Annotated in this window: 21 protein-coding genes; 9 read left to right on the top strand and 12 right to left on the bottom strand. The window is 68.4% G+C overall.

Going from position 1 to position 25,672, the window contains the following annotated elements; all coding sequences use genetic code 11:
* Positions 1-651: SDR family oxidoreductase (locus G3N94_RS27955; RefSeq protein WP_205795792.1), on the top strand; the 651-nt coding region annotated here is incomplete at its 5' end.
* A gap of 75 nt (positions 652-726) precedes the next feature.
* Here G3N94_RS27955 and G3N94_RS27950 read toward each other — a convergent pair.
* The gene (locus G3N94_RS27950) at positions 727-2,379 is read right to left on the bottom strand and encodes a glycoside hydrolase family 32 protein (protein WP_205795790.1); all 1,653 of its coding nucleotides are present in this window, start codon (positions 2,377-2,379) and stop codon (positions 727-729) included.
* A gap of 189 nt (positions 2,380-2,568) precedes the next feature.
* Positions 2,569-4,197 (bottom strand): glycoside hydrolase family 68 protein, encoded by a 1,629-nt coding sequence (locus G3N94_RS27945; RefSeq protein ID WP_205795788.1) that lies wholly within the window; start codon positions 4,195-4,197, stop codon positions 2,569-2,571.
* Between the two features lie 189 nt (positions 4,198-4,386).
* On the opposite strand from G3N94_RS27945, the gene G3N94_RS27940 reads away from it, so the two are divergent.
* The 5 genes from G3N94_RS27940 (at position 4,387) to G3N94_RS27920 (ending at position 9,406) form a co-directional block, all read left to right on the top strand.
* Positions 4,387-5,400 (top strand): substrate-binding domain-containing protein, encoded by a 1,014-nt coding sequence (locus G3N94_RS27940; RefSeq protein ID WP_346778738.1) that lies wholly within the window; start codon positions 4,387-4,389, stop codon positions 5,398-5,400.
* A gap of 286 nt (positions 5,401-5,686) precedes the next feature.
* Positions 5,687-6,373, top strand: a complete 687-nt coding sequence (locus G3N94_RS27935; RefSeq protein ID WP_205795784.1) for a type 1 glutamine amidotransferase domain-containing protein — start codon at positions 5,687-5,689, stop codon at positions 6,371-6,373.
* Between the two features lie 156 nt (positions 6,374-6,529).
* Complete coding sequence (locus G3N94_RS27930) at positions 6,530-7,639, top strand: NADH:flavin oxidoreductase/NADH oxidase (RefSeq protein ID WP_205795782.1); 1,110 nt, start codon at positions 6,530-6,532, stop codon at positions 7,637-7,639.
* Positions 7,640-7,787: 148 nt separating this feature from the next.
* Positions 7,788-8,858: an AI-2E family transporter gene (locus G3N94_RS27925; RefSeq protein WP_205795780.1), complete on the top strand. Its 1,071-nt coding sequence runs from the start codon at positions 7,788-7,790 to the stop codon at positions 8,856-8,858.
* 173 nt (positions 8,859-9,031) lie between these two features.
* The gene (locus G3N94_RS27920) at positions 9,032-9,406 is read left to right on the top strand and encodes a hypothetical protein (protein WP_205795778.1); all 375 of its coding nucleotides are present in this window, start codon (positions 9,032-9,034) and stop codon (positions 9,404-9,406) included.
* Between the two features lie 87 nt (positions 9,407-9,493).
* Here the strand turns inward: G3N94_RS27920 and G3N94_RS27915 are convergent, their stop codons facing one another.
* On the bottom strand, positions 9,494-10,288 hold the full coding sequence (locus tag G3N94_RS27915; RefSeq protein ID WP_205795776.1) for an SDR family NAD(P)-dependent oxidoreductase: 795 nt from the start codon (positions 10,286-10,288) through the stop codon (positions 9,494-9,496).
* A 161-nt stretch (positions 10,289-10,449) separates the two neighbouring features.
* Between G3N94_RS27915 and G3N94_RS27910 the strand changes: the two genes are divergently transcribed.
* On the top strand, positions 10,450-11,292 hold the full coding sequence (locus G3N94_RS27910) for an AraC family transcriptional regulator (RefSeq protein WP_205795774.1): 843 nt from the start codon (positions 10,450-10,452) through the stop codon (positions 11,290-11,292).
* 56 nt (positions 11,293-11,348) lie between these two features.
* Here the strand turns inward: G3N94_RS27910 and G3N94_RS27905 are convergent, their stop codons facing one another.
* The 7 genes from G3N94_RS27905 to G3N94_RS27875 all read right to left on the bottom strand — a co-directional run bounded on the left by G3N94_RS27905 (position 11,349) and on the right by G3N94_RS27875 (position 21,141).
* A complete protein-coding gene (locus G3N94_RS27905; RefSeq protein ID WP_205795772.1) occupies positions 11,349-11,936 on the bottom strand; it encodes a LysE family translocator in 588 nt (195 codons plus the stop codon).
* A 159-nt stretch (positions 11,937-12,095) separates the two neighbouring features.
* Positions 12,096-13,544 carry a heavy metal sensor histidine kinase gene (locus G3N94_RS27900; RefSeq protein ID WP_205795770.1) on the bottom strand — a complete coding sequence of 483 codons (1,449 nt, stop codon included), beginning with the start codon at positions 13,542-13,544 and terminating at the stop codon, positions 12,096-12,098.
* Positions 13,541-14,236 (bottom strand): heavy metal response regulator transcription factor, encoded by a 696-nt coding sequence (locus tag G3N94_RS27895; RefSeq protein WP_205795768.1) that lies wholly within the window; start codon positions 14,234-14,236, stop codon positions 13,541-13,543. Before G3N94_RS27895 ends, G3N94_RS27900 begins: the two co-directional genes overlap by 4 nt.
* Before the next feature lie 19 nt (positions 14,237-14,255).
* The gene (locus tag G3N94_RS27890; protein WP_241022106.1) at positions 14,256-15,800 is read right to left on the bottom strand and encodes an efflux transporter outer membrane subunit; all 1,545 of its coding nucleotides are present in this window, start codon (positions 15,798-15,800) and stop codon (positions 14,256-14,258) included.
* Positions 15,800-17,029, bottom strand: a complete 1,230-nt coding sequence (locus G3N94_RS27885; protein WP_205795766.1) for an efflux RND transporter periplasmic adaptor subunit — start codon at positions 17,027-17,029, stop codon at positions 15,800-15,802. The genes G3N94_RS27890 and G3N94_RS27885 overlap by 1 nt, the downstream gene beginning before the upstream one ends.
* A 31-nt stretch (positions 17,030-17,060) precedes the next feature.
* Complete coding sequence (locus tag G3N94_RS27880) at positions 17,061-20,228, bottom strand: efflux RND transporter permease subunit (protein ID WP_205795764.1); 3,168 nt, start codon at positions 20,226-20,228, stop codon at positions 17,061-17,063.
* A 172-nt stretch (positions 20,229-20,400) separates the two neighbouring features.
* Complete coding sequence (locus G3N94_RS27875) at positions 20,401-21,141, bottom strand: Crp/Fnr family transcriptional regulator (RefSeq protein ID WP_205795762.1); 741 nt, start codon at positions 21,139-21,141, stop codon at positions 20,401-20,403.
* Between the two features lie 244 nt (positions 21,142-21,385).
* Here G3N94_RS27875 and G3N94_RS27870 point away from each other — a divergent pair, with 244 nt between their 5' ends.
* Positions 21,386-23,041: an acyl-CoA synthetase gene (locus tag G3N94_RS27870; protein ID WP_205795760.1), complete on the top strand. Its 1,656-nt coding sequence runs from the start codon at positions 21,386-21,388 to the stop codon at positions 23,039-23,041.
* Positions 23,042-23,130: 89 nt separating this feature from the next.
* Here G3N94_RS27870 and G3N94_RS27865 read toward each other — a convergent pair whose 3' ends face one another.
* Positions 23,131-23,769, bottom strand: a complete 639-nt coding sequence (locus tag G3N94_RS27865; protein ID WP_205795758.1) for a LysE family translocator — start codon at positions 23,767-23,769, stop codon at positions 23,131-23,133.
* A 282-nt stretch (positions 23,770-24,051) separates the two neighbouring features.
* On the opposite strand from G3N94_RS27865, the gene G3N94_RS27860 reads away from it, so the two are divergent.
* Positions 24,052-24,534 carry an Lrp/AsnC family transcriptional regulator gene (locus tag G3N94_RS27860; protein ID WP_205795756.1) on the top strand — a complete coding sequence of 161 codons (483 nt, stop codon included), beginning with the start codon at positions 24,052-24,054 and terminating at the stop codon, positions 24,532-24,534.
* A 353-nt stretch (positions 24,535-24,887) separates the two neighbouring features.
* Here G3N94_RS27860 and G3N94_RS27855 read toward each other — a convergent pair.
* A partial coding sequence (locus G3N94_RS27855; RefSeq protein WP_205795754.1) for an IclR family transcriptional regulator C-terminal domain-containing protein occupies positions 24,888-25,672 on the bottom strand: 785 nt, incomplete at its 5' end.

Below are 25,672 nucleotides of genomic sequence, written 5' to 3'. Positions count from 1 at the left end.
ATCGTCACCGGGCGCGATGTGGAGGCGCTCGCCGCCGCGCAACGCACGCTCGGCGGCGACGCGCTCGCGATTCGCAATGACGCGGGCAACGTGGCGGCGGCGCGTGAGCTCGCGAGCGCGATCGGCGCGGCGGGCGCGCGGCTCGACGCGGTGTTCGTGAACGCTGGCGTCGCGAAGCTCGCGCCGTTCTCGGACGTCGACGAGGACTTGTGGGATCTCGTGTTCAACACCAACGTGAAGGGCGCGTACTTCCAGATCCAGGCGCTCGTGCCGCTGCTGAACCGCGGCGCGTCGATCGTCATCAACGGGTCGATCAACGCGCACATCGGGATGCCGGGGTCGTCGGTCTATGCGGCGAGCAAGGCCGCGGTGAATTCGCTTGCGAAGACGCTGTCGACGGAGCTGCTGCCGAACGGTGTGCGCGTGAACGTCGTGAGCCCGGGGCCCGTCGAGACGCCGCTGTACGGCAAGCTCGGCTTCGACGCCGCGACGCTCGAGGCGACCGCCGGGAAGATCAAGGGCCTCGTGCCGATCGGCCGGTTCGGCACGCCGGACGAGATCGCGTCGACCGTGCTGCACCTGAGCGCGCCGGAGTCCGCGTTCATCGTCGGCGCGGAAATCATCGCGTCGGGCGGGATGGGGCTGCTTTGAGTGGCTGATGGCGGCTGACGGCGACTGAACGCTGCTGACGGCGGATGAGCGCCGTCAGCCGGCGCGTTCGCGACGCTAGCGCGGCGCGCCGCAAGCAAGGCCGGTATCGTCCGGCCCCGCGAGTTGCGTCACCGTCAGCCCGCCGAACGTCGCGCCGCCATGCTCCGCGAACACGGCGATCCGGTCGGCGTCGCCGGGCGGGAAGATCAGGTCGGTGATCGCGGTGCGTCCGCCGCCCGCGAACACCTCGACCGAGCCGCGATCGACGACGATCTCGAGCGGCAGCCGACCATCCTGCAACGGCAGGTTCACGATGTGCTGCCGGCTGAACGCGGTCGAGAAATTCGATTCGCCCGATTGCGAACGGTCGAGCGTCAGCGTCTGCTGCGCGGTGTCGTAGACGATCCGCGTGCCGGTCGCGCCGTCCGCCGAACGCCGCACGACGAGCCCCGCGCGCGTGGCGCCGTGCGGCACGAGCGTCAGCGTGATCCGCTGGACGGTGCCGCGTGTCGCGGCCGGCAGTTCGCGCAGCGCCGACGTGACGCTCAGGTCGCCGAGATGCATGGCGGGCCGTCCGTCGGCCCATGCGTCGAATGCCGGCGCCGGCGTGACGACGAGCCGCGGCTCGCCGTCGATCGTTTTCAGCGCGAGCGCGCGCGGCAGCGTCATCGCGCCGCGCCATGGCGCCGTCGGCATCTTCGCCGCATAGTCCCAGTTGCTCATCCACGCGATCGCGACGGGCCGCGCGCCCGGTGCGCCCGAGAACGTGCCGGCCGCGTAGAAGTCCGCGCCGTGATCGACCCAGCGAAACTGCGCGGGATCGGAGCCCGCGGGCGCGACGCGTTCGGGCGTGAACGTGCGGCCGTCGAAGTCGCCGACGAAATACATCGACCCAGAGCCGCCCGCGATCGACCACGGATTCACGTTGACGATCATCACCCAGCGGATCCGCTTCGGATCGTCGTCGAGCGGCAGCGGCACGAGATCGGGCATTTCCCACAGCGTGCCGTCGTGCGGGACGCCCGGCAGCGTGAAATCGCTGAGGAATGCCCAGTGAATCAGGTCGTCGGAGCGGTACAGCTTCACGACGTGCGCGTCGGCGACGACAGTCGTCATCAGCCAGTAACCGCCCGGCGCATACCACGACACCTTCGGGTCGCGGAATTGCTTCGATTCCGGTTCGAGCGTGAGCACCGGGTTGTGCGCATACGGCCGCCAGGTCGCGCCGTGATCGACGCTGTACGCGAGCGATTGCGCCTGCGTGCCGGGCGCGTGGCCGGAACCGGCGTCGTAGACGCTCGTGTACAGCGCGACGAGCGGCGCGTCGCCGGGTGCGCCGAGGCCTGACGTGTTGCGGGTATCGGCTACGATCGAGCCGGAGAAGATCTGCTCGGTCGCGTTCGCGCGCAGCGCGACCGGCTGCTCCCGCCAGTGGACGAGATCCGTGCTGGTCGCGTGGCCCCACGACATGTTGCCCCAGTCGTGGCCGACCGGGTTGTACTGATAGAACAGGTGATAACGGCCGTTGACATAGACGAGGCCGTTCGGGTCGTTCATCCAGTTGCGCTGCGGCGTGTAATGGAGCGCGGGCCGCCATTGCGGCGTGCCGTGTTCGGGCGGCGTGTCGCAGGTGGCGGCCGCGACGTGCGCGCTGAACAGGCCGGAAAGCAGGCCGGAGAGCAGCAACGGGGCGATTCGAAGGGAAAAGCGGTAAGGCGGAAGTTTCATGCGTCGTTCCGTGCTTCGTCGCGCGAAGCTGGAAAGGAGGGCGCATGCCGTTGGTGGCGGCATGCGCGATGGGCGAAAAGGGCAAAAGGGACAAGCAGGGCAATCAGAGCAGACAGGAGCAGACAGGAGCAGACGGCCACCGGGAAAACGCGGCGCCCACGCGACACGCGCGATGGGCGCCGCTGCCGCTTACTGGTTACCCTGGCGATTGCCGTTACCGTTGCTGCCGTAGCCGTTGCCCTGGTTGCCGCCGTCGTGGCCGGCCCCCGTCGCGGGCAGGTTCGCCGGGATATCGCCGTAGCCGCCGAGCCCGCCGCGCCCGTAGAACCGGTCGACCGCTGTCGACGCGCCGTTGATGTTGATCTTCACCGTCGGTGCGAGCGTGCCGCCGCGGCGCGGGCCGATCGCATCGATGAACGACTCGACGAGGCCGCCCGGCATCACGTAGTGCGAATACGACTGGAACTCGCGCGGGTTCTGGTTCGGGTCCTGTGCGTACGGCGCACCGGCCGGCGCCGAGAAGTCGGTCGGGTTGCCGAGCACGAGGCCGCTGCCGCCGTTCAGCGGCAGGAAGTCGCTGCGGATGCCGTTGCCGACGAAACCGTACACGCCGTCCGGGCCGTCGACGCCGGCCGCCATCGTCGTGCGGTGGCTGATCGTGAACAGGTAGTACTTGCCGTCCTTCATGTAGATCTGCGGACGCTCGGTCTGGTCGTCCACGCAGTTCGCGGACAGCAGCGGCGGCAGGAACTTCCACTCGGTCAGCTGCGGGTTCGTCGCGACCGCGAGGCCGACGTTGGCCTTTTGATACACTGCGCCCGAATTCATCACCGCGTTCAGGTCTTCCCGGTACGGATCGTTCGGCGCGTAACCGAGGTCGGCTTCGGTGCAGGTGCGCGCGCCGCGCGGGCCGCCGGTATTGCCCTCGAACACCATGTAGGTCTTGCCCGGGTGCGCGGGGTCGGTGAACACGAACGGATCGCGGAACGAGAAATAGGTGTTCTGCTGGCCCGTCTGGTAATAGTTGCCGTCCGGTTGCAGCAGCGCCTTGTGATCGTCGAAGCCCGTGAACCACACGTGCTTGTCGTCGGCGTGGATGTGGCCGTCGGCGCGCGTGATGATCGCGAGAGGCGGCGTGATGTCGGCGCCACCGGGCGCCGAGCGGTTGAACGACGTCGCGGTGTAATACAGGTTCACGTTGTCGCCGTGCGTGAGACGTGCCGAGCCCGACCATTCGGCGTTGTTGGTCATCGGTGCGGTGCCGAACACCTTCACGCTCGCGCCGTCCGGGAACAGGTGGCCGCCCCAGGTCCAGCCGCCGTTCGCCGGGCGCTGCGACGCGGGGATGCCGGCGCGGCGGTAGAAGAAACCGATCCGCGCGTGCACGTGGCGGTCGTCGAACGTATAGCCGGCATGCGGATCGGCGGTGAGCGAGAAGATCACTTCCCAGCCCTTGTAGCTGAGCTGGTTCGCGCGCAGGTCGGCGAGCGGCCACGTATCCCAGACCCACACGTTCGGGTTGATCAGCGGGAAATCCTGCGGGATGGCCGGCATCGTCAGCGCCTGCGGCAGCGAGTTCTTGTCGACGGCGTTCGCGGTGTGCGACTGCGCGACGATCTGGCGAATGTCGGCGCGCGTCCAGCGCATCGTGAAGCTGCCTTCCGGGTCGTAGGCCTGCTGCGTGTGCGGCGTGGGCGCCGGAGCGCCGGCCGCCTGCGCGTGCGCAGCGGACGTGAAGGCCGCGAAGGCGGCCAGTGCGCCGCCAGCGAGCTGCAAACGTTTGCCAGAGGGCGAGCGGAAAAGGCGAAAGTGTGTCATCTCGGCGTTGTTTCGAAAAAGTGGGAAAGGGAACGTCTGAGGGTGGCATCGATGTCCAAACCGGTTTGGATGCTATTTCAAACCGGTTTGGACGTCAAAAGATATTTATTTGACAGCATTGATTACAGAATCGAAAGAATTGGCCGGCAGGCCGCGTGGACTGCCGGCCGCACATCGCAAGGGACAACCGTGAAGGTGAATCTGAAGGCGCTATCGGACGCGCTCGGGCTGTCGCGCACGACGGTCAGCCGCGCGCTGAACGGCTACGACGACGTGAGCGAGGCGACGCGCGAACGCGTGATGAAGGCGGCGCAGGAAATGGGTTATGTCGCGGATCCGACCGCGCGCCGTCTCGCGACGGGGCGGGCGGATGCGATCGGGATCGTCTACCCGTTCGCCGCCGGCGATCTCGGCGATCCGCGTTTCGGCGAGGTCGTCGCGGGGATTACCGAGCGGCTCGCCGAGCGCAACCTCGATTTCATCATCGTGTCGGCGCGGCCGAACGCCGAACTCGACACGTACCGGCGGCTCGTCGACGGCAAGCTGGTCGACGGGCTGATCGTCGCGCGGACGCTGGTCGACGATCCGCGCATCGCGTTCCTGCAATCGCGCGGGTTTCCGTACGTCGCGTATGGCCGCACGCAAAGCGCCGAGCCGTACGCTTGGTTCGACTTCGACAACGCGGCCGGCGCGAACGCGGCCGTGCAGCGGCTGATCGGCTTCGGGCACCGGCGCATCGCGATGATCGGCGCGCCGCTCGCGCTCAATTTCGCCGCGCAGCGGCGGGCCGGCTTCGAAGCCGCGATGCGCGCGGCCGGCATCGAGCCGGATCCGGCCTTGCTGGTCGAGTGCCCGTTCACGCGCGACGGCGGCCTGCACGCGGCGCAGGCGCTGCTCGCGCTCGCCGAGCCGCCGACCGCGATCCTCGTCGACAACAACATCGCGGGCAGCGGCGCGTTTCGGGCGCTCGCCGGCAGCGGGCGGCGCCTCGGCGACGACATCTCGCTGATCGTCTACGACGGCGTGCCCGACGACGTTGCGTATCCGCATCGCGTGACGGCCGTCTTGCAGCCGACCGGGCATGCGACCGGGCGTTCGCTCGCGGAGCTGATGCTCGGCATGATCGTCGACGGCGTGCGCGGGGAGCGGCTCGAGATGCCGGTGATCGACGCGGGCGATACCGACGGGCCGGTGCGCGGGTAAGGGCGCTGGCGCGTCCGTACATGGCGCGCCAGCGTGAAGTCCCTGACGACTGCAGGGTCGAACGGCTGTTTACTAGACGACTGGTCTATTCAGCAGATATGATTCACCCGTGCTAGACGACTGGTCTAATAGCTCGGGGACGTAATCCCGAACTTTGACTACGCGAACCACCGGTTGTGAACCAATACTTGATTAACCCGGCGGCGAACCCGGCCGGGCCCGGCCGGCACGCTGCCGCGCGCAAGTCGCGGCCCTGTTTCCACCCTTTCGATAGGAGTTCCCGATCATGAAGATTCTCGTTGTCCTGACGTCGCATGACACCCTTGGCGACACCGGCAAGAAGACCGGCTTCTGGCTCGAGGAACTGGCTGCACCGTACTACGCGTTCAAGGACGCAGGTGCCGAACTGACGCTCGTCTCGCCGAACGGCGGCCAGCCGCCGCTCGATCCGAAGAGCAGCGATCCGTCCGCGCAGACGGACGCGACGCGCCGCTTCGAAGCGGACGCGGCCGCCAAGGCCGCGCTCGCGAGCACGCGCAAGCTGACCGACGTGTCGATCGACGACTACGACGCGGTGTTCTACCCGGGCGGCCACGGTCCGCTGTGGGATCTCGCCGAAGACCTGCATTCGGTCTCGCTGATCGAGCGCGCGATCGGCGCCGGCAAGCCGGTCGCGCTCGTGTGCCACGCTCCGGGCGTGCTGCGTCACGCGAAGGATCCGCGGACCGCCGAATCGCTGGTGCGCGGCAAGCGCGTGACGGGCTTCACGAACAGCGAGGAAGCCGCCGTCGAACTGACCGAAGTCGTGCCGTTCCTCGTGCAGGACATGCTCGAGACCAACGGCGCGCGCTTCGAGCGCGGCCCCGACTGGGCGCCGCATGTGGTGGTCGACGGCCTGCTGATCACCGGGCAGAACCCGGCGTCGTCGGAGCCGGCCGCCGCCGCGCTGCTCGCGCAACTGAAGCGGGCCTGACGGCGCCGGGCGTCCTGCGTCCCGTCGCCCGGCGGCGATCAAGGCCGGGCGTGGCGCTTCGTCACGCTTCATCACGCTTTGTCCCATTTCGTCCCGTCGCGCGCCATGCGACGGGCGCCCCCTCGTTTTACGCAGAACCAACCAAAGGAGTGATGGATGTCTGCCCTGTTCGAACCGTTCAAGCTGAAGGATGTGACACTGCGTAACCGGATCGCGGTGCCGCCGATGTGCCAGTACGTCGCCGAAGACGGCGTCGTCAACGACTGGCATCACGTGCATCTGGCCGGCATCGCGCGCGGCGGCGCGGGCCTCGTGATCGCCGAGGCGACCGCCGTGTCGCCGGAAGGCCGCATCACGCCTGGCTGCGCGGGGTTGTGGACCGATGCGCAAGCCGAAGCGTTCGCGCCGTCGGTCGCGGCGATCAAGGCGGCCGGCGCGGTGCCGGGCATCCAGATCGCGCATGCGGGCCGCAAGGCGAGCGCGAACCGGCCGTGGGAAGGCGACGATCACATCGCCGGCGGCGATCCGCGCGGCTGGCAGACGATCGCGCCGTCGGCCGTGCCGTTCGGCGCGCACCTGCCGAAGGTGCCGCAGGAAATGACGCGCGACGACATCGCGCGCGTGCAGGCGGATTTCGTCGCGGCGGCGAAGCGTGCGCGCGACATCGGTTTCGAATGGCTCGAACTGCATTTCGCGCACGGCTACCTCGGCCAGAGCTTCTTCTCCGTGCATTCGAACCAGCGCGACGACGCATACGGCGGCTCGGCCGAGAATCGCGGCCGCTTCCTCGTCGAGACGCTCGCGGCGGTCCGCAAGGTATGGCCCGAGCATCTGCCGCTGACGGTGCGGTTCGGCGTGATCGAATACGACGGCCGCGACGATGAGACGCTCGCCGAATCAATCGCGCTCACGCAGCGCCTGAAGGCCGAAGGGCTCGACCTGCTGAGCGTGTCGGTCGGCTTCTCGACGCCGAATGCGCAGATTCCGTGGGGGCCCGCGTTCCTCGCGCCGGTCGCGGAGCGCGTGCGCCGCGAGGCTGGGCTGCCGGTCGCGTCCGCGTGGGGCATCGATACGCCGCAACTCGCGGAGCGCGTCGTCGCCGACGGGCAGCTCGATCTCGTGATGGTCGGCCGCGCGCACCTCGCCGATCCGCACTGGCCGTATTACGCGGCGAAGCAGCTCGGTGTCGAGCGGCCGTCGTGGACGCTGCCCGCGCCGTACGCGCACTGGCTCGAGCGCTACAAGGTCGCCGCGAAGGCGGCCTGACGCGGCGCCGGCCGGCCCGCCGCATTCGTGCGCAACTGTGTGACGCGGCCGGCGCGCCGGATCGCATCCCGACCCCGATAGAATGGCGGTTCGTGCAGGCCCGAGGCCTGCCGGACCGCCATTCTTTTTACTTCCGAGCTGAGGGGCCATGGGCGCTCACATACCGCCGTCTTCCGAATCCGCCGCGCGCCCGAGTGCGCAACAGGTCGCCCGCGCCGTGCTGTATGCAGCCTTGCTGGCGCTTGCGCTGTGGGTGATTCGCGCGTTCATTCCGGCGATCGCGTGGGCTTGCGTGATCGCGATCGCGATGTGGCCGATGTTGAAGCGCTTCGAATCGCACCGGCTGTTCCGCGACCGGCCGACCGTCGTCGCGACCGTGATCACCACGTCGATTTCGTTGCTCGTCGTGCTGCCGGTGGCGATCGCGCTGATCCAGGCGCTCGGTCAGGCGCATGAACTGCGCGAGTGGTTCCGCACGGTTCAGGACAGCGGCATCCCGGTGCCGGACCTCGTCAACCGGCTGCCGTTCGGCGCCGCCCAGGTCACCGCGTGGTGGCAGGCGCATCTCGGCCATCCGCTGCCTGCGGCGACCGCGATGAAGGGTGTCAACAGCGAGACGTTCATCGCGGTCGGCCGGCAGTTCGGCACGCGGCTCGCGCATGCGGTGCTCGAATTCGGCTTCATGCTCGTCACGCTGTTCGTGATCCTGCGCGCGGGCCACAGCCTGTCGGGCGCGCTGCTGCACGGCGCGCAGCGCGCGTTCGGCAAGAACGGCGCGCAACTGATCGAGCGGATGGCCGCGGCCGTGCAGGGCACGGTGACGGGCCTCGTCGTCGTCGGGCTCGGCGAGGGCGCGCTGCTCGGCATCGCGTATGCGCTCGCCGGCGTGCCGCACGCGACGCTGCTCGGCCTCGTCACGGCAGTCGCCGCGATGCTGCCGTTCTGCGCGCCGCTCGTATTCTGCGGCGCGGCGTTGTGGCTGTTCGTGCAGGGTGCGACCGGGTGGGCGATCGCGGTGGCCGCGACCGGCTTCGTCGTCGTGTTCATCGCAGAGCACTTCATTCGACCCGTGCTGATCGGCAGCTCCGCGCGACTGCCATTCCTGCTCGTGCTGTTCGGTATTCTCGGCGGCGCCGAGACGTTCGGCCTGCTCGGGCTGTTCATCGGCCCCGCGCTGATGACCGTGCTGACGATGCTGTGGGCCGAATGGGTCGCGTGATGCCGGGGTGCCTGCCACGCACGGCCGCAACGATTGTTGAAGATCTGCAATCCGGCGCGCCGCGGTTCGGCGGATTCGCGCGCGGGTCTTTACAATTCTTTTCGATCTGGATCCAAAGGTCGAGTAGCATGGCGGTTTCGACCGCGCCGGCTTGGCGTAGCAGATTTCCCAGCATGCGATTGATCCCGATGTCCCGGCCTGCGGCGACGCTGTCCCTGGCAGCGAGCTGTCTGATGATGAGCGGCTGCTCGTGGTTCGACACGTTCCTGCCGTTTTCGTATTCGCGCCTGCCGGTGCCGAAGGCGGCATCCGCACGTGGCGCGACGCGCACCGAGATCGTCCGCGCGGGCGGCAACCCGCGCAGCGTATGGATGGTCCGCAACGGCAGCGGCGTCTGCTACAACTACCAGCTCGATCACGGCGACCAGCATCGGCCGTACTTCGTCGTGTTCGACAAGGCAGGCACCGTCAAACGGTACGGCTTCGATACCTGCATGGACGCCGATCGCAAAGGGCTGCTCCAGGCCCAGAAAGCCAGCGCAACGTAGCGCCGCGGTTCGGCGACGCGCGTCCGGATCCGCCTGTCCGAATCAGTCCGTCCAAATCAGCCCGCCCGGACCGGCCCGACAGCGCCGCTACGCGATCGTATCGACCACGCCGCCGTCGACGCGCAACGCGGCGCCGGTCGTCGCCGACGCTTGCGGCGAACACACGTACACCACCAGATTCGCGACTTCCGCGGGCGTCGCCGGGCGCTGGATGATCGAGCTCGAGCGCTGCGTGCGCACGAAGTCCACCGCGACTTCGTCGATGCTGCGGCCGGTTTCGTCGGCGGTTTCCTTCAGCAGCGAGCGCACGCCTTCGGACAGCGTCGGCCCCGGCAGCACCGAATTGACGGTCACCCGGCTGCCGGCCGCGAGCTTCGCGAGCCCGCGCGCGATCGATAGCTGCGCGGTTTTCGTGAAGCCGTAATGGATCATGTCGACCGGAATGTTCAGCGCCGATTCCGACGAGATGAACACGACGCGCCCCCAGTTCCGTTCGAGCATCCCCTTCAGGTAGTGCCGCGCGAGCCGCACGCCGGACATCACGTTGGTCTGGAAGTAATGCATCCATTCGGCGTCGTCGATGTCGAAGAACGGCTTCAGCCCGTAGACGCCGGCATTGTTCACGAGGATGTCGGCCTGTGGCGCGGCGCGCGTGACGCGGCTGGCGCCGTCGCCGTCGGACAGGTCCGCCGCGATGCCTTCGACGGTTGCGCCCGGCGCCGTGCTGCGCAGGTGCGCGAGCGCGGACTGCACGGACGCTTCGCTGCGTCCGTTGACGACGACCCGCGCGCCGGCGCGTGCGAGGCCTTCGGCGATCGCGAGGCCGATGCCTGCGGTGGAAGCGGTGACGACTGCCGTCTTGCCGTTCAGATCGATATGCATGGTCGTGAAAGGGCCGAGAGTGGGAGGGAGGCCGCCGGACCTGCCGCGGCGGCCGGAACTCAAAGCTTAGGCGAAACCGCGCGATTCGCCAGCGTGGCGGTTGCTTCGCGCGGGCCGGTCTTGTAGGGTAGGCACTTGCCGTCCGATCCGGGAGTCATCGCGTGAGCCGTACCGTCAAACCCGCCGTGCCGTCGCCGTTCTGGCGCGATGCCGCGCTGCCGTTCATCGAGGCGCGCACCGTCGACGACGGACGCGCGATCTGCTACGTGAAGCACACGCACGACACGTTTTCGCTCGGCGCGATCGTCGGCGGCACCAGCACCTACCTGAACGGCGCGACGAACGAGCGTATCGGGCGCGGCGCACTCGTGGTCATCGACCCCGAGCAGGTGCACGCGTGCAATCCGTACGGGCCGCACGCATGGGCGTACCGGATGGTCTACGTCGATGTCCCGTGGCTCGCGCGGCTGCAGCATGCGCTCGGCCGCGATCCGAACACGGATTTTCACGGCTTCTCGCAGAAGCTGACCGACCGGCGCGACCTGTTCGCGGATTTCGCGGGCTTCTATCGCACGCTCGTCGCGCCCGGCATCGAGCCGCTCGGTAAGGAGAGCGCCGCGGTCGAATTCTTCACGCGGTTGCACGAGGCGCTCGGTCCCGCGATGCCGGGCATGCCGCGGGCCGCCGACAATGCGAAGCTCGCACGCGCGGCCGACTACATCGCCGCGCACTGCCGCCAGGCCGTGACGCTCGACGCGATCTGCGCGGCGGCCGATCTGTCGCCTTCGTATCTGATCCGCGCGTTCAATGCCCGCTACGGGATGACGCCGCATGCGTTCCTGATCGACCGCCGCGTGCAGTACGGACGCACCGAACTGCGCCGTGGACGGCCGATCGCGGATGTCGCGCTCGATGCCGGGTTCGCCGATCAGGCGCACTTTCAGCGCGCGTTCCGGCGGATTGCCGCCGCAACACCCGGGCAATACCGCGCCGCCGTGTGCTGAACGCGGGCTGAGCGCGCGCGGCAGCGCGATCGTCGCGCGTGCCGCATCGACCGGATTCAAGCATCGAGCAGGTAAAGCGCGCTGCCCGCGAGCAGCAGCGCCATCAGCCGGTTGAACACGCGCATCCGGCGCGCGTTCGCAAGACTGTGCCGTAGCGACGCGCCCGCATACGACCAGCACGCGATCGACGCGAAACAGATCACCAGGTACAGCGCCGCGAATTGCCCGATCAGCACGCGGTCGCCGTCGGCCGCGTAAGCGCCCATCGCGGCGACGCAGGCGAGCCACGCCTTCGGATTCAGCCATTGCATCGCGGCGCCCGCGGCCGCGGACGGCCCGGCCACCTGCGCATCGGGCGACAGCCGGCCGTCGTCGAGCGCGAGGCGCAGCGCCATGTACAGCAGGAACGCGATCCCCGACCATTGCGTCGCCGTCGTCAGCACGGGCCAGCGTACGAGCGCCGCGTGCAGGCCGAGGCCGATCAGCAGGAACAGCGCGACGAAGCCGAGTGTCGCGCCGGCCGCGTAGCGCAGGCTCGCGCCGAGACCGTAGCGCGCGCCCGAACTGAGCGCGACGATGTTGACGGGACCAGGGGTGATCGACGACGCGAGCGCGAACGCCGCCATCGAAACCAGAATGCTCATCGGATGCCTCCATGCGTAACGTGAGTCGCATCGAGGCTAAAGGAGCTGGGCGGGCGCGTATTGAAGAAAACTGCCCTCGGCGGCGCGGAGCGTCGAGGGCGACGCAAGCCCCGTCAAAAAGACGCAACGCGCTTGCTGGCGCGGGCCGCCCGACGCGCGTCAGTGCAGCGCGCGCGGCGCGCGTACGGCTTGCGGCTCGGCCGCCCGCGCCGGCTCGGTGGCAGGTGGCTCGGCACCGGCGCATGGCTGCGCCGACACCGAAAACCCGAACGTGTTGACGCCGCCCGCGCACGCGACGAACACGCTGCCGCCATGCATCTCTGCGACGGCCTTGACGATCGACAGCCCGAGCCCGTGGTTTTCCTTGCTGTTCGCGCGCGCTTCCTCGAGCCGGTAGAAGCGTTCGAACATGTGCGCGCGGTGCGCGACGTCGATCGGCGCGCCGGGGTTCGCGACCGACACTTCGACGAGCGCGTCGCGCCGCGTGATCGTCACGTGCAGCGTCGCGCCCGGCGCCGAATGCTGGATCGCATTGATCAGCAGGTTCGTCATCGCGCGGCGGAACAGCGACGGGTCCACGCTCGCGCGCGCATCGCCATGCAGCTCGGCGCGCAATTGCGCCTCGTCGAGCGGAATCTCGAGGAAATCGAGCATGCGCCGCACCTCGTCGGCGAGCGACACGTCTTTCAGGTCGCTTGCGCGTTCGCCGCGATCGCTGCGCGACAAAAACAGCATGTCGTTGACGATCACGCGCAGCCGCTCGAATTCCTCGAGGTTCGACTGCAGCGTCTGGCGCATCCGGTCGATCGAGCGGTCGCGGCTCGTCAGCGCGACCTGTGTCTGGCCGATCAGGATGCTGACCGGCGTGCGCAACTCGTGCGCGACGTCCGCGTTGAACGCCTCGAGCCGTTCGTATGCCTGCTGGATGCGTTCGAGCGCGCCGTTGAACGACGCGGCGAGGTCGCGCAGCTCGGCGGGCAGCGCGTCGGTCTTGAGCCGCTGATCCCGGTTCACGTGATTGACGGCCGCCGCTTCCTGCGACAGCCGGTCGAGCGGCGCAAGGCCGAAGCGTGCGACCGCGCGGCCGAGCAGCAGCGTGATGCCGGTCGCGATCGCGATCAGCGCGGCGAGCGTCCAGCCGAAGCGGCGCAGCATCCGCTGCGTGCGCTCGCACGACGTCGCGACGATCAGCTTCAGGTCGGGACGCGCGCCGCTGCCGGCCACCGTCACGGTCTTCGTCATCACATCGTAGCTGCTGTCGTTGAGCCGGTAGCGCTGGTACGTGCCGAACGGCGCGCCGTGCGGCGTGCCGTTCACCGGATGCCCGAAGCGGAACGCCGGATCGGGGCCGTCGACCTGGTAATGGGTGGAGCCGTCCGGCGGCTGGAGATCGGCGAGCTTTTCCTGCGTGATGTGCCAGCGCGCCTGCGTGGTTGCATGCGAGACGATCATCTCGACCACCTTCGTACGCGTGTCGAGCGTCGCGCGCAGTTCGGCGAACAGTTGCCGCTCCATCATCACGAACAGGCCGACACCGACCAGCGTGAACACGAGCAGCGACACGATGCCGAACATCACGGACAGCCGCAGCGCGATCGAGCGTTTCATGGCCGTCTCTCTGCGTCGCCGTCCTCGCGTACCTCGAGCACGTAGCCCATCCCGCGGATCGTGTGCAGCAGCTTGTCGGCGAACGGGCCGTCGAGCTTCGCGCGCAGGCGCTTGATCGCGGTCTCGACGACGTTCGCGTTGCTGTCGAAGTTCACGTCCCACACGAGTTCGGAGATCGTCGTCTTCGACAGCACCTCGCCGCTGCGGCGCGCGAGTACGCCGAGCAACTGGAACTCCTGCGCGGTCAGGTCGAGGCGCGTGCCGTCACGTGTTGCGCGGCGGCCGATCAGGTCGACGCGCAGGTCGCCGACCGAGATCAGCGTCGATTCCTGCACGCGCGCGCGGCGCGTCAGCGCGCGCAGCCGCTCGATCAGTTCGAGGAACGAGAACGGCTTGGTCAGGTAGTCGTCGGCGCCGCCGCGCAGGCCACGCACGCGGTCGTCGACGCGGTCGCGCGCGGTCAGCATGATGACGGGCGTCTGCTTCTGCGCGCGCAATGCACGCAGCACGCCGAAGCCGTCGAGTTTCGGCAGCATCACGTCGAGCACGACCACGTCGTAGTCGAATTCGACGGCCTTCCACGCGCCGTCCTCGCCGTCGAGCGCGGTATCGACGACCCAGCCTTCCTCGGCGAGGCCGCTTTTCAGGTATTCGACCACCTTCGGTTCGTCTTCGACGATCAGGACTTTCATGTTCGATTCCGTATTCGGGTTAGCGCCCGTTATCAGCGTGAACCGGCGCCGGGGCCGTGGCAATCGCGGATGGCGCAGCGCCGGCGTCCCAGCCGCCGCCGAGCGCCTTCGCGAGGAACACGACGAGCGCCGCGCGCTGGCCCTGAATCTGCACCGCCTGGCGTTCGCTCGTAAGCTGCTGCTGCTCGGCCGTCAGCACGTCGATGAACGGTGTCAGGCCGCCCGCATAGCGATCCTGCGCGAGCGAGACGAGCTTGCGCGCATCGTCGACCGCAGCCGCCGCCTGTCTGGCGGCCTCGTCGAGCACCGACAGGCCCGTGACCGCATTCTGCACCTCCTGGAACGCGGTCAGCACGGTCTGCCGGTAGTTCGCTTGCGCGGCGACGTAGCCGGCCTGCGCGAAATCGACGCCGGCCTTCAGCCGGCCGCCCTCGAACAGCGGCTGGCTCAGCGACGCGCCGACCGACCACAGCAGCGCCGGCACCGTGAACAGCCCCGAGAAGCGTGTCGCGTCCCAGCCGATGTCGGGCGACAGCATGATGCGCGGGAAATACGCGGCGCGCGCGACGCCGATCTGCGCGTTCGCGGCGGCCATCGCGCGCTCGGCGGACGCGACGTCGGGGCGCCGCTGCAGCACGTCGCTCGGCATGCCGGTCGGCAGCGGCGGTGCGTTGATCGGCACGACGCGCGGCGGCAGCGAGAACGATGGCGCGGGCGTGCCGACGAGCGTCGCAAGCGCGGTCTCGACCTGCGCGCGCTGCTGGATCAGCAACTGCGCCTGCGTGCGCGTCGCGTCGAGCTGCGCGCGCTGCTGCAGCAGGTCGAGCCCCGACACCGCGCCGAGGTCGTGGCGCGCGGACACGTAGTCGAGCGCCTTCTGCTGCAGGTCGATCGAGCGCCTGACGACGTCGATCTCGGCGTCGAGTTCGCGCAGCGACAGGTAGCTCGACGCGAGATCGGCGGTCAGCACGAGCCGCGCGTTCGCAAAATCGTCGCGCGCCTCGTCGGTGCTCGCCTGCGCCGATTCGACGCTGCGCCGCACGCGGCCGAACAGGTCGAGTTCGTAGCTGACGCTCGCGCCAACCTGGATGTCGTTCTGCACGGTCGACAAGCTGTTCACCGCGTAGTTCGTCTGCGGCCGGTCCGCGGAGATTTTGAAGCGCTGGCCGCTCGCATTCAGGTTGACGGCCGGATACTGCGCGGATGCGACCGACGCGAGCGTCGCCTTCGCCTGGTCGTAGCGCGCGGCGACGACCTTCAGGCTCTGGTTGTTGTGCAGCGCGTCGGCTTCGAGCGCGTCGAGCTGCGGATCGCCGAACGCGGTCCACCACGCCGGATCGAGCGGCGCATGCGCGGGCGCGGCCGGATGCCAGTACGCGTCGGCCGGGTCGACATGCCATGCGGCCGGCGCATCGACGTCGGGCCGCCGGTAGTCGGGGCCGACCGTGCAGCCGGCCAGTGTCGCGAGCGCGGCGAGCGTGGCGGCCAGCGCGGCGGGCAGCAGCGTGACCGTGCCGGCCAGTGGAACGGGCAGCAGCGCGCGGCGGGCACGCGTCATGCGCATCATGTTTTCGCTCCGGCCGCGCCGGACGCCGGCCGCGGCGCAGCGTTCGCGACGACGACCGGATCGCCGTTCGCGACCGAATCGCTCGGGTTCACGACGACGCGATCGTCGGGCGTGACGGGGCCGTCGATTTCGAGCGTCTGCCCGACGGTGCGCACAACCGTCACGGGCTTCAGCCGGATCTGCCCGTGCGCGTCGACGGTCGCGACCGTCGGGCCTTCCGCGCGGAACAGCAGCGTGTTCGCCGGGACCGACAGGCGGCCGGCCGGTGTCATCGGCAGCGTCGCCTGCACGTAGGCGCCCGGCAGCAGCCGTCCGTCCGGGTTCGGCAGCGTGATCTCGATCTGCAGCGAACGCGTGGCCACGTCGATCGCTTCCGACGTGCGCGTGATCGTGCCGTCGAACGTCTGGCCCGGCAGCTCGGCCTGCGCGACGCTCACATGCTGGCCGGTCTTCACCTGCTGCGCATAGGCCTGCGGCACCTGCACGTAGAGGCGCAGCCGGTCGGCCTGCACGACGGTGAAGAGGGACCGGCCCGCGTTGCCGGAGCTGACGAGATCGCCGACATCGACATTGCGCTGCGTGACGATCCCGTCGATCGGCGCGACGATGCGCTGGAAGCCTTTCAGCTCGGTCAGCCGGCGCACGTTCGCGTCGGCCGCCGCGAGGTTCGCGGCGCCCTGGTTGTAAGCGCCTTGCCGGTCGTCGAGTTCCTGCTGCGACACGGCATCGCGCTGGCGCAACTGCTGTGCGCGGTCGAACGACGTCTTCGCGAGCGCGAGCGCGGCCTGCGCCTGCTGGCGCTGCGCGCTCGCCTGAGCGAGTTCCTGGTTCAGCTCCGGCGTGTCGAGCTCCGCGAGCAGCTGCCCCTGCTTCACGTGCGCGCCGATGTCCGCCTGCCAGCGCAGCACGTAGCCGCTCGCGCGCGCGTAGATCGGCGCCTCGACGAAGCCGCGCAGCGTGCCGGGCAACGTCAGGTGGCCGCCGTGCGCAGCGTCGGCCGGGTGCACGATGGTCACGTACTGGCGTGCGTTCTGCGCGGTGATCCCGTCGAGCCGGTTGCGGTTCACGACGTTCGTGACGACGGTGCGCGCCGCGCCGGCCGCCAGCAGCACGCCGACGACGATCAGCACGATCCGCGCGCGGCGCCACACGCCCGCCCGCGCGGGCAGGTCGAGCCCGTGTTCGTCTACCTGGATGCCGACGGAGCTGTGATGTTTCTCTTCCATGAATTCGATCGGTCAATATGCGAAGCGAGGTTCAGTTTCCAGCGGCCTTGCGCGCGCGCCGCCGCGCGAGCCGCGCGTGCACGCCGGCGAATACGAGCGGGACGAACAGCAGCGTCGAGACCGTCGCGAACAGCAAGCCGCCGATCACCGCGCGGCCGAGCGGCGCGTTCTGCTCGGCGCCTTCGCCGAGCCCGAGCGCCATCGGCACCATGCCGATGATCATCGCGAGCGCGGTCATCAGCACCGGGCGGATCCGCGTCGCGCCGGCCTCGAGTGCGGCGGTCAGCGGCGGCGCGCCGGCCGCGAGGCGCTGGCGCGCGAACGACACGACGAGAATGCTGTTCGCGGTCGCGACGCCGACCGTCATGATCGCGCCCGTCAGCGCCGGCACGGACAGGTGCGTGCCGGTGATGAACAGCATCCACGCGATGCCGGCGAGCGCGGCGGGCATTGCGCTGATGATGATCAGCGGGTCGAGCCACGACTGGAAATTCACGACGATCAGCAGGTAGACGAGCACGATCGCCATCGCGACACCCGCGCCGAGGCCGAGATACGACGTGCGCATCGTCTCGACCTGGCCGCGGATCGTCAGCTCGGTGCCGCGCGGCAGCGTCGCGCGCGCGTCGGACACGATCTTGCCGACCTCGCCCGCAACCGAGCCGAGGTCGCGGCCCTCGACGCTCACGTACAGGTCGATCGCCGGGCGGATGTTGTAGTGCGTGAATACGGCCGGTTCGCTCGCGGTGCGCATCTGCACGAGGTTGCCGAGCAGTTGCAGCGGCGCGCCGGTGCGTCCTGCCGACACGGGCGTGCCGAGCAGGTCGCCGACCGAGCCGATGTCGTATTGCGGGGTCTGGATCGCGAGCGGGTACTGCACGCCGGTTTTCGGGTTGACCCAGAACGACGGCGTCGTCTGCGCGCTGCCGGACAGCGAGATCAGCATGTTCTGCGCGACGTTCTGCGCGGAGAGGTTGAGCTGCTGCATGCGCGTACGGTCCATGTCCGCCACCAGGGTCGGCTGGTCGTTGCGCTGCAGCACGTGCGCGTCGACCGCGCCGGGGATTTGCCTGACCTTTTTCATCAGGCGGCTCGCGATTGCCATGTTACTCGCGAGATCGTTGCCGAGCACCTGCACGTCGATCGCGGCCGGCTGCCCGAAGTTCAGGATCTGCGTGATGATGTCCGACGGCTGGAAGAAGAACTCGGCGCCCGGGAAGCGTTCGGGCAGCCGCGCGCGCAGCGTCTCGACGTAATGCTGGGTCGGCGCGTGGCCGGGCTTCAGCGCGATCAGGATCTCGCCGTCGAGCGAGCCGATCGTGCCCGCGTTGCTGTACGACAGGTTGATGCCGCTGATCGGTTGCCCGAGGTTGTCGACGATCGCGCCGAGCTCGTCGGGCGGCACGACCTCGCGCACGACGCGCTCGACCTCGTCGGCGAGGCGCGCGGTCTCCTCGATCCGGTAGCCGGTCGGCGCGCGCATGTGCAGCCGGATGTTGCCGGAATCCGCGTTCGGGAAGAAGTCGCGGCCGAGCGCGAACACGAGCGCCGTCGACAGCACGCAGAAGCCGAGGAAGCACATCGCGTAGAAGCGGCGGCGCACCAGCAGCACGCTGAGCAGCACGATGTACGACGCGCGCATTCGCTCGAACGCATGATTGAAACGGTGGTGCACGCGCGCGAACCGCGACGTCGAATGATCGGGCCCGACGCTCGCCTGCTGCGGGCGGAACAGCAGCATCGCGAGCGTCGGCACGAGTGTGCGCGACAGCACGTACGACGCGAGCATCGCGAACACCACGGCCTCGGCGAGCGGCACGAACAGGAAGCGCGCGACGCCGGTCAGGAAGAACATCGGCACGAACACGATGCAGATGCAAAGCGTCGACACGAACGCCGGCACCGCGATCTCGCCCGCGCCTTCGAGGATCGCGTCGTGCAGGCCGGTGCCGAGGTGCAGGTGGCGCTCGATGTTCTCGATCGTGACGGTCGCGTCGTCCACCAGGATGCCGACCGCGAGCGCGAGCCCGCCGAGCGTCATGATGTTGATGGTTTCGCCGAGTGCCGACAGCGCGATCAGCGACGTGAAGATCGACAGCGGGATCGAGATCGCGATGATCAGCGTGCTGCGCCAGTTGCCGAGGAACAGCAGGATCATCATCGCGGTCAGCACGGCGGCGATCAGCGCCTCGTGGATCACGCCCTGCACGGCGGCATTGACGAACACCGACTGGTCGAACAGCGGCGTGACCGTCAGCCCCTCGGGCAGCGTCGGGATCACCTTCGGCAGCAGCGCCTTCAGGTCCGACACGACCTTCAGCGTCGACGCATCGCCGCTCTTCAGGATCGACACCAGCACGCCGCGCTGGCCGTTCTGCCGCACGATGTTGGTCTGCGGCGAGAAGCCGTCGCGCACGGCCGCGACTTCGCCGAGATAGGTGGTCGCGCCGTTCACGGTCTGCAGCGGGATGTGGCTGATGTCGGCGATCGTGTTGGCCGACGCGTTGGTGTCGATCCGGTACTCGGTCTGGCCCATCTTCGCGGTGCCGGTCGGCAGCACGAGGTTCTGCGTGTTCACCGCGTTGACGACGTCGGCGGGCGTCAGGCCCTTCGACATCAGCGCCTTCGAATCGATGTCGACCGCGACGACGCGCGTGCGGCCGCCGTACGGGAACGGCACCTGCGCGCCGGGAATCGTGATCAGCTGCGGGCGCAGGAAGTTCAGCGCGATGTCGGCGAGCGACTCTTCGCCCAGCGTCTTGCTCGACAGCCCGAGCTGGATCACCGGGATGCTCGACGCGGAATACGTGATCACGAGTGGCGGCGTCGCGCCCTGCGGCATCTGCCGGACGATCGCCTGCGCGGACGACACGGTCTGCGCGATCGCCGTCTGCACGTTCGCCCCCGGCTGCAGAAACACCTTGACGACCGCGGTGCCCGGCAGCGTGGTCGACTCGATGTGCTGGATGTTGTTGACGGTCGTCGTCAGGATCCGTTCATGCACCGCCGTGATACGGTCCGTCATCTCCTTCGCCGACAGCCCGTTGTAATTCCAGATCACGCTGATCACCGGGATGTTGATCGACGGCAGCACGTCGACGGGCGTGCGCATCAGCGCGAGCGGGGTGGCCAGCACGATCATGATGGCCATCACGATGAACGTGTAGGGGCGCCTGAGCGCGAGATTGACGATCCACATGGAAGCGGTGGGGAGGCGGCGTTCAGACGGAGGTGAAGGGCACTCGCATGATAGGCGCGCGCCCGGCACGCGTCACTGACGCGAAACTGGCGGAATCGTCAGGTTGGCGTGCGGGCGCGATGCGCCGGATTCATCAGACATGAGCCGCGCGCGGGCGCAGCCGCCGCGTGCTTCAGATCTGCTCCATCCCGACCCGCGCGAGCGCAGCCAGGTCGACTACCTCGATCTGGTTGTACGCGAGCCGCAGCACGCCGAGCTTTTCCAGTTGCTGCAGCGCCTGGTTGATCCGCTGGCGCGACACGCCGACCAGCATCCCGAGCTCTTCCTGCGAGATCGCGAGCGCTGCGCCCGTGTCCGGGTACAGGTCCGGGTTGAACAGCTGCGCGAGCGACTGCGCGACCCGCGCGTCGACGTCGAGCAGCCGGCTGTTCTGGATCGATGCGATGAATTCGCCCATCCGGTTGTTCAACTGGTGGATCACGAAGCGCGTGAACGGCAGGCTGCTGTCGAGCAGCGCATGGAACGTATCGGCCGGCACGAACAGCACGGTCGAGCGCTGGACCGCGACCACCTCGTACTTGCGCGGCTCGCGCTTGATCACGCTGCCTTCGCCGAACCAGCCGCCCGACGGCACGCCGGAAAACGTGCAGCCGCGCCCCGACGCGTTGAAGATCGCGAGCTTCAGCAGCCCGCGGTGCACGCCGATCCAGTATTCGGACGGCGCGAGCCGCCGCGCGATCACGTCGCCCGCGTCGCGGCATTCGGCATGCGAGTGGGTGAGCACGAGCGCCTGGTGCTCGGGCGCGAGCGCGCGGAACCACGCGCACTGGCCGAACAGCGCGGGCAGCGGGCCGGGCTCGGCCGGCGCGTCGGTGGCGGGCGCGTCGAGGGGGGCGAAAACGTCGTCGTGCATGGGTCCGGGTTTGCGAGGATAGGGATAACGCGCGGCGCGCATCGGGCACTCTGTCGCTTCGATGACAGACGGCCCACAATAGCGCCCGTTAGGCTATCTCGAATTGAACCACATCAAACCGACCCGGGGCGCGTGCGCCTTGACTTTGCATGAGACCGGAGTGCGATGTGTCGAACCGGAGAGGGTGCTGAAGCACTGCCCCCGGTCGACATGAACGCGACTTCGGCACACTGGAGACACGATCATGACGCAGATGTTCGAAGCCGGCCTCGACCGCCGCGATGCCAACTACGTGCCGCTTACGCCGCTCGATTTCCTGGTGCGGTCGGCCGAGGTCTACGGCGATCGCCTGGCGATCGTGCACGGCGACGTGCGCCGCACGTGGGGCGAAACCTACGTGCGCGCGCGGCGCCTCGCGAGCGCGCTCGCGCAGGCCGGCGTCGGTCGCGGCGACACCGTCGCGGCGCTGCTGCCGAACATCCCGGCGATGGTCGAGGCGCACTTCGGCGTGCCGATGGCGGGCGCCGTGCTGAACACGATCAACACGCGGCTCGACATTCCGTCGGTACTGTTCATGCTGCGCCACGGCGAAGCGAAGGTGCTGATCGTCGACACCGAGTACGCGGAGCTCGCGCACCGCGCGGCGCTGGAAATTCCGGGATTGAAGATCGTCAGCGTCGCCGACGCGATGCCGGCCGATCCCGCGCGCTTCGCGGGCGCGACCGATTACGACGCGTTCGTCGCCGGCGGCGATGCCGATTACGCGTGGACGCCGCCCGCGGACGAGTGGGACGCGATCGCGCTGAACTACACGTCCGGCACGACCGGGGATCCGAAGGGCGTCGTCTACCACCATCGCGGCGCGTACCTCGCCGCGCTCAGCAACATCCTCGAATGGGACATGCCGAAGCACGCGGTCTACCTGTGGACGCTGCCGCTGTTCCACTGCAACGGCTGGTGTTTCCCGTGGGCGATTGCGGCGCGGGCGGGCGTGAACGTCTGCCTGCGCAAGTTCGACGCGAAGACGGTGTTCGACCTGATCCGTCGCGAGCGCGTCACGCATTACTGCGGCGCGCCGATCGTGCAGAGCGCGATCGCGAACGCGCCGGCCGAGTTGCGCGCGGGGATCGACCACACCGTGCACGCGATGGTCGCGGGCGCCGCGCCGGCGCCGGCCGTGATCGCGAAGATGAAGGAGATCGGTTTCGACCTGCTGCACGTGTACGGGCTGACCGAGGTCTACGGGCCGGCGACGGTCTGCGCGAAGCAGGCGCACTGGGCGGACCTGTCCGACGACGAGTGTGCCCGGCTCAATGCGCGGCAGGGCGTGCGCTACCACCTGGAGGCGGGCGCGACGGTGCTCGATCCGGACACGATGACGCCGGTGCCTGCCGACGGCGAGACGCTCGGCGAGATCATGTTCCGCGGCAACATCTGCATGAAGGGCTACCTGAAGAACCCGCACGCGACGGACGACGCCTTCCACGGCGGCTGGTTCCATACCGGCGATCTCGCGGTGCTGTCGCCGGACGGCTATATCCGGATCAAGGACCGCAAGAAGGACATCATCATTTCGGGCGGCGAGAACATCTCGAGCATCGAGGTCGAGGACGCGCTGTACCGGCATCCGGCGGTCGCAGTCGCGGCCGTGGTCGCGATGCCGGACCCGAAGTGGGGTGAAGTGCCGTGCGCGTTCGTCGAGCTGCGCGAAGGCGCGAGCGTGACCGAGCAGGAGATCATTGCGCATTGCAAGCAGTTGCTCGCGGGCTTCAAGGTGCCGAAGGTCGTGCGCTTCGGCGAGCTGCCGAAGACGTCGACCGGCAAGATCCAGAAATTCCAGCTGCGCAATGCAGTCGGTTCGGACAAGGCGATCGACCTCGCGGGCGATACGAAGAAGTGAGTTGGCGCGGCGCGGCGTGGCGCGTTCCGTCCGGTTTCAACGCGGAATTCGCCACGCAATCCGCCACGCAATCGCCAGAGGGTGGCCGATCAGTTCCACCCGGCCATCAGCGCGCCCATCCCGACGAGCAGGCCGCCCGTCAACCGGTTCATCGCGCGCATCCGCGCTGGCCGCTGCAGGGTTCGGCTCAGGCGGTGCGAGAACAACGCCATCGATGCGATGCCACCCGCGAACAGCAGCGCGAACGTCGCCGCGAGCAGCAGATACTGAAGATTCACGCTCCATTCCGCGTTGGCGTTGAGGAATTGCGGAAAGAACGACGGAAAGAACAGCAGCGTTTTCGGATTCAGGCCGGACGTCGCGAGGCCGCGCCAGAACAGTGCGCGTCCCGCGTCCGCTGCCGGTTGACCGATCGAGGTCGATGCGCCGGCCTCGACCAGCGGTGCGCGGTTGATCCATTGCTTGCATCCCAGCCAGACGAGATATGCGGCGCCTGCCCAGCGCAGCACGGTCAATGCGCGCTCGTCGATATGAAGAAGCGAATTCAGGCACAGCGCGGTCAGCGCGAGTTGCAGCAGCACGGCGAGCGTGCCGCCCCAGACACAAGGTAGCGCACGCCGCCAGCCGGCGCGCAGCGCGTGATTCATTGTGAGCAGGTTGACGGGGCCGGGGGCGTAGACGAGAACGATGGAAGCAGCGAGGAACGAGAGGTAGAGCCGGAACGACATGACGAAGTGCAAGGACAGGGAAGCAGGCACCGCCCGTGCGCAGTCGGTGTTGCGCACGGGCGGCGGATATCGAATGCCCGCCAGCCCGGCACCGCAACTCGTGATCGCGGCCGTGCGTCCCGATGCGAGGGGGTTGTCGCGGGGAGCGTGCCGGGCAACAGGCATGGAGAAAATGTATCAAGCCTGAAGCTAAAAATGCTTCCTGTTTTCCAGTGAAATGCAGCGCAAGTTGGAATGCTGTCCAGCTAGAATGTCGATTTACTGTAGAAAATTCTGGACGCCATGGCCGCACGCGAACGCTCGCCGAAAACCCTCGACAGTCAGGACCGCAAGATCCTCCGCGCACTGCAGAAGAATGCCCGCCTGTCGAATGCCGAACTGGCCGAACAGATCGGCATGTCGACGACCTCATGCTGGAACCGCACGCGACAGCTCGAAGCCGACGGCTACATCGACGGTTACGTCGCGCTCGTCAACCAGAGCAAGCTGGGCTACGCGGATATCGTGATTCTCGAGGTCACGCTGGATCGCCACGAGGACGACGCGCTCGCGCGCTTCGGCGCGGAACTCGCGGCGCTGCCGGAGGTGCTCGAGGCCTACCTCGTGTCGGGTGACTACGACTACTGGATCAAGGTTGCCGTCGACGGCACCGCCGGATACGAGCGGTTTCTTCGTGAGAAGCTGTACCGGATTTCGAGCATCCGCCACAGCCGCTCGATGTTCGCGCTGCGCTGCATGAAAGACGTGCCGTCGATACAGGTGTGAGCGAATGGACGAAAAAAAACCGGCCTTCATACGGCCGGCTTGTGTCTCGCGTTCCGTTCAGCGCGGCAGGCGCGCGTGTGCTTGAGCGATGATCTCGCAGTTTTCGAGGTGGTGTGCCCACGCTTCCGCAAGCAGCGAGCCAAAACGCTCGAGCCAGCCAGCGGATTGGTTGGAACGGTCGGAGACATTAGACGTTTGCATGACGAAGCCCCATCAAGGTGGCGTTAGGGATTACCCGTGAGGGAATACCCTAATAGTAGATCAAATCCACCGCTTCGTGAAATCAGATTTTGTAATATGGGAATTCCTTCGGTGATATGTTGCCGCGACGCAACATAGACCTTCGTCGTCCGTCATGACCCGCCGATCCACCCGAACCGCCACGACAGCCGTCGCGTGGCAGCCAGCAGCGTTTGCGCGAGGTCGCTGTCGGGCCCGTGCGGAAAGCCGCGCGACGATCCGATGATGGCGATCACGAGCCGGATGCTGCCGGTGTGATCGAACACGGGCGCGGCGACCGTCGCGATGCCGGGCACCGGCGCGTCGAACGCGAAGTCGAGCCCGTCCGCGTGGATCGCCGCGAGCCGCGCGCGGAACGCGTCGTCGATCTGCGCGGGATGGCCCGCTAGGCGCACGGGCTCGTCGGCGAGCAGGCCGGCCAGCACGTCGTCCGACATGCCGGCCGCGAAGCTCCGGCCGATCGCCGTGTTGACGAGCGACATCACGGTGCCGACCTGCAGGCTCACGTGCTGCGGCCGCGCGGATTCCTCGAGACGGATCACGGTCGGCCCGAGCGGCCCGAGCGTCGCGGCCGCGACGCTCATGTCGGTCGCCTCGGCCAGCGCGACGATCTCGGCTTCCGCGTCGCGGGTCGGCGACACGCGCTGCATCGCGATCAGGCCGAGCGCCTGGCTGAGCGGGCCCGCGTCGAAGCAGCCCGCGTCGTCGCGGCTCAGCAGGCCGATCTTCAGCAGGCTCACGAGGTGCGGGAACGCCTTCGCGGCCGGCATGCCGGCCACGGCTGCGAGATCGCGCAGCGACAGCGCGCGGCCGGCCGACACGAGCGCGAGCAGCAGCTCGCCCGTGCTGTCGAGCGCGTTGATCCCGCGCTGCGCCTTAGCGTCGTCGGCGAGTGCGG

It is taken from the genome of Burkholderia sp. Ac-20353, assembly GCF_017104785.1.
GTDB lineage: Bacteria > Pseudomonadota > Gammaproteobacteria > Burkholderiales > Burkholderiaceae > Burkholderia.
Note: the sequence above shows the minus strand (reverse complement) of the source record. Positions and strands in the feature narration are given on the sequence as shown.

Excerpts from the sequence above, each read along its gene's own strand:
- G3N94_RS27950 (WP_205795790.1), bottom strand. The coding sequence starts at position 2,379 with ATGAAACTTCCGCCTTACCGCTTTTCCCTTCGAATCGCCCCGTTGCTG.
- G3N94_RS27925 (WP_205795780.1), top strand. The coding sequence starts at position 7,788 with ATGGGCGCTCACATACCGCCGTCTTCCGAATCCGCCGCGCGCCCGAGT.
- G3N94_RS27935 (WP_205795784.1), top strand. The coding sequence starts at position 5,687 with ATGAAGATTCTCGTTGTCCTGACGTCGCATGACACCCTTGGCGACACC.
- G3N94_RS27865 (WP_205795758.1), bottom strand. The coding sequence starts at position 23,769 with ATGTCGTTCCGGCTCTACCTCTCGTTCCTCGCTGCTTCCATCGTTCTC.
- G3N94_RS27920 (WP_205795778.1), top strand. The coding sequence starts at position 9,032 with ATGCGATTGATCCCGATGTCCCGGCCTGCGGCGACGCTGTCCCTGGCA.
- G3N94_RS27905 (WP_205795772.1), bottom strand. The coding sequence starts at position 11,936 with ATGAGCATTCTGGTTTCGATGGCGGCGTTCGCGCTCGCGTCGTCGATC.
- G3N94_RS27930 (WP_205795782.1), top strand. The coding sequence starts at position 6,530 with ATGTCTGCCCTGTTCGAACCGTTCAAGCTGAAGGATGTGACACTGCGT.
- G3N94_RS27880 (WP_205795764.1), bottom strand. The coding sequence starts at position 20,228 with ATGTGGATCGTCAATCTCGCGCTCAGGCGCCCCTACACGTTCATCGTG.
- G3N94_RS27870 (WP_205795760.1), top strand. The coding sequence starts at position 21,386 with ATGACGCAGATGTTCGAAGCCGGCCTCGACCGCCGCGATGCCAACTAC.
- G3N94_RS27915 (WP_205795776.1), bottom strand. The coding sequence starts at position 10,288 with ATGCATATCGATCTGAACGGCAAGACGGCAGTCGTCACCGCTTCCACC.
- G3N94_RS27860 (WP_205795756.1), top strand. The coding sequence starts at position 24,052 with ATGGCCGCACGCGAACGCTCGCCGAAAACCCTCGACAGTCAGGACCGC.
- G3N94_RS27885 (WP_205795766.1), bottom strand. The coding sequence starts at position 17,029 with ATGGAAGAGAAACATCACAGCTCCGTCGGCATCCAGGTAGACGAACAC.
- G3N94_RS27900 (WP_205795770.1), bottom strand. The coding sequence starts at position 13,544 with ATGAAACGCTCGATCGCGCTGCGGCTGTCCGTGATGTTCGGCATCGTG.
- G3N94_RS27875 (WP_205795762.1), bottom strand. The coding sequence starts at position 21,141 with ATGCACGACGACGTTTTCGCCCCCCTCGACGCGCCCGCCACCGACGCG.
- G3N94_RS27945 (WP_205795788.1), bottom strand. The coding sequence starts at position 4,197 with ATGACACACTTTCGCCTTTTCCGCTCGCCCTCTGGCAAACGTTTGCAG.
- G3N94_RS27895 (WP_205795768.1), bottom strand. The coding sequence starts at position 14,236 with ATGAAAGTCCTGATCGTCGAAGACGAACCGAAGGTGGTCGAATACCTG.
- G3N94_RS27890 (WP_241022106.1), bottom strand. The coding sequence starts at position 15,800 with ATGCGCATGACGCGTGCCCGCCGCGCGCTGCTGCCCGTTCCACTGGCC.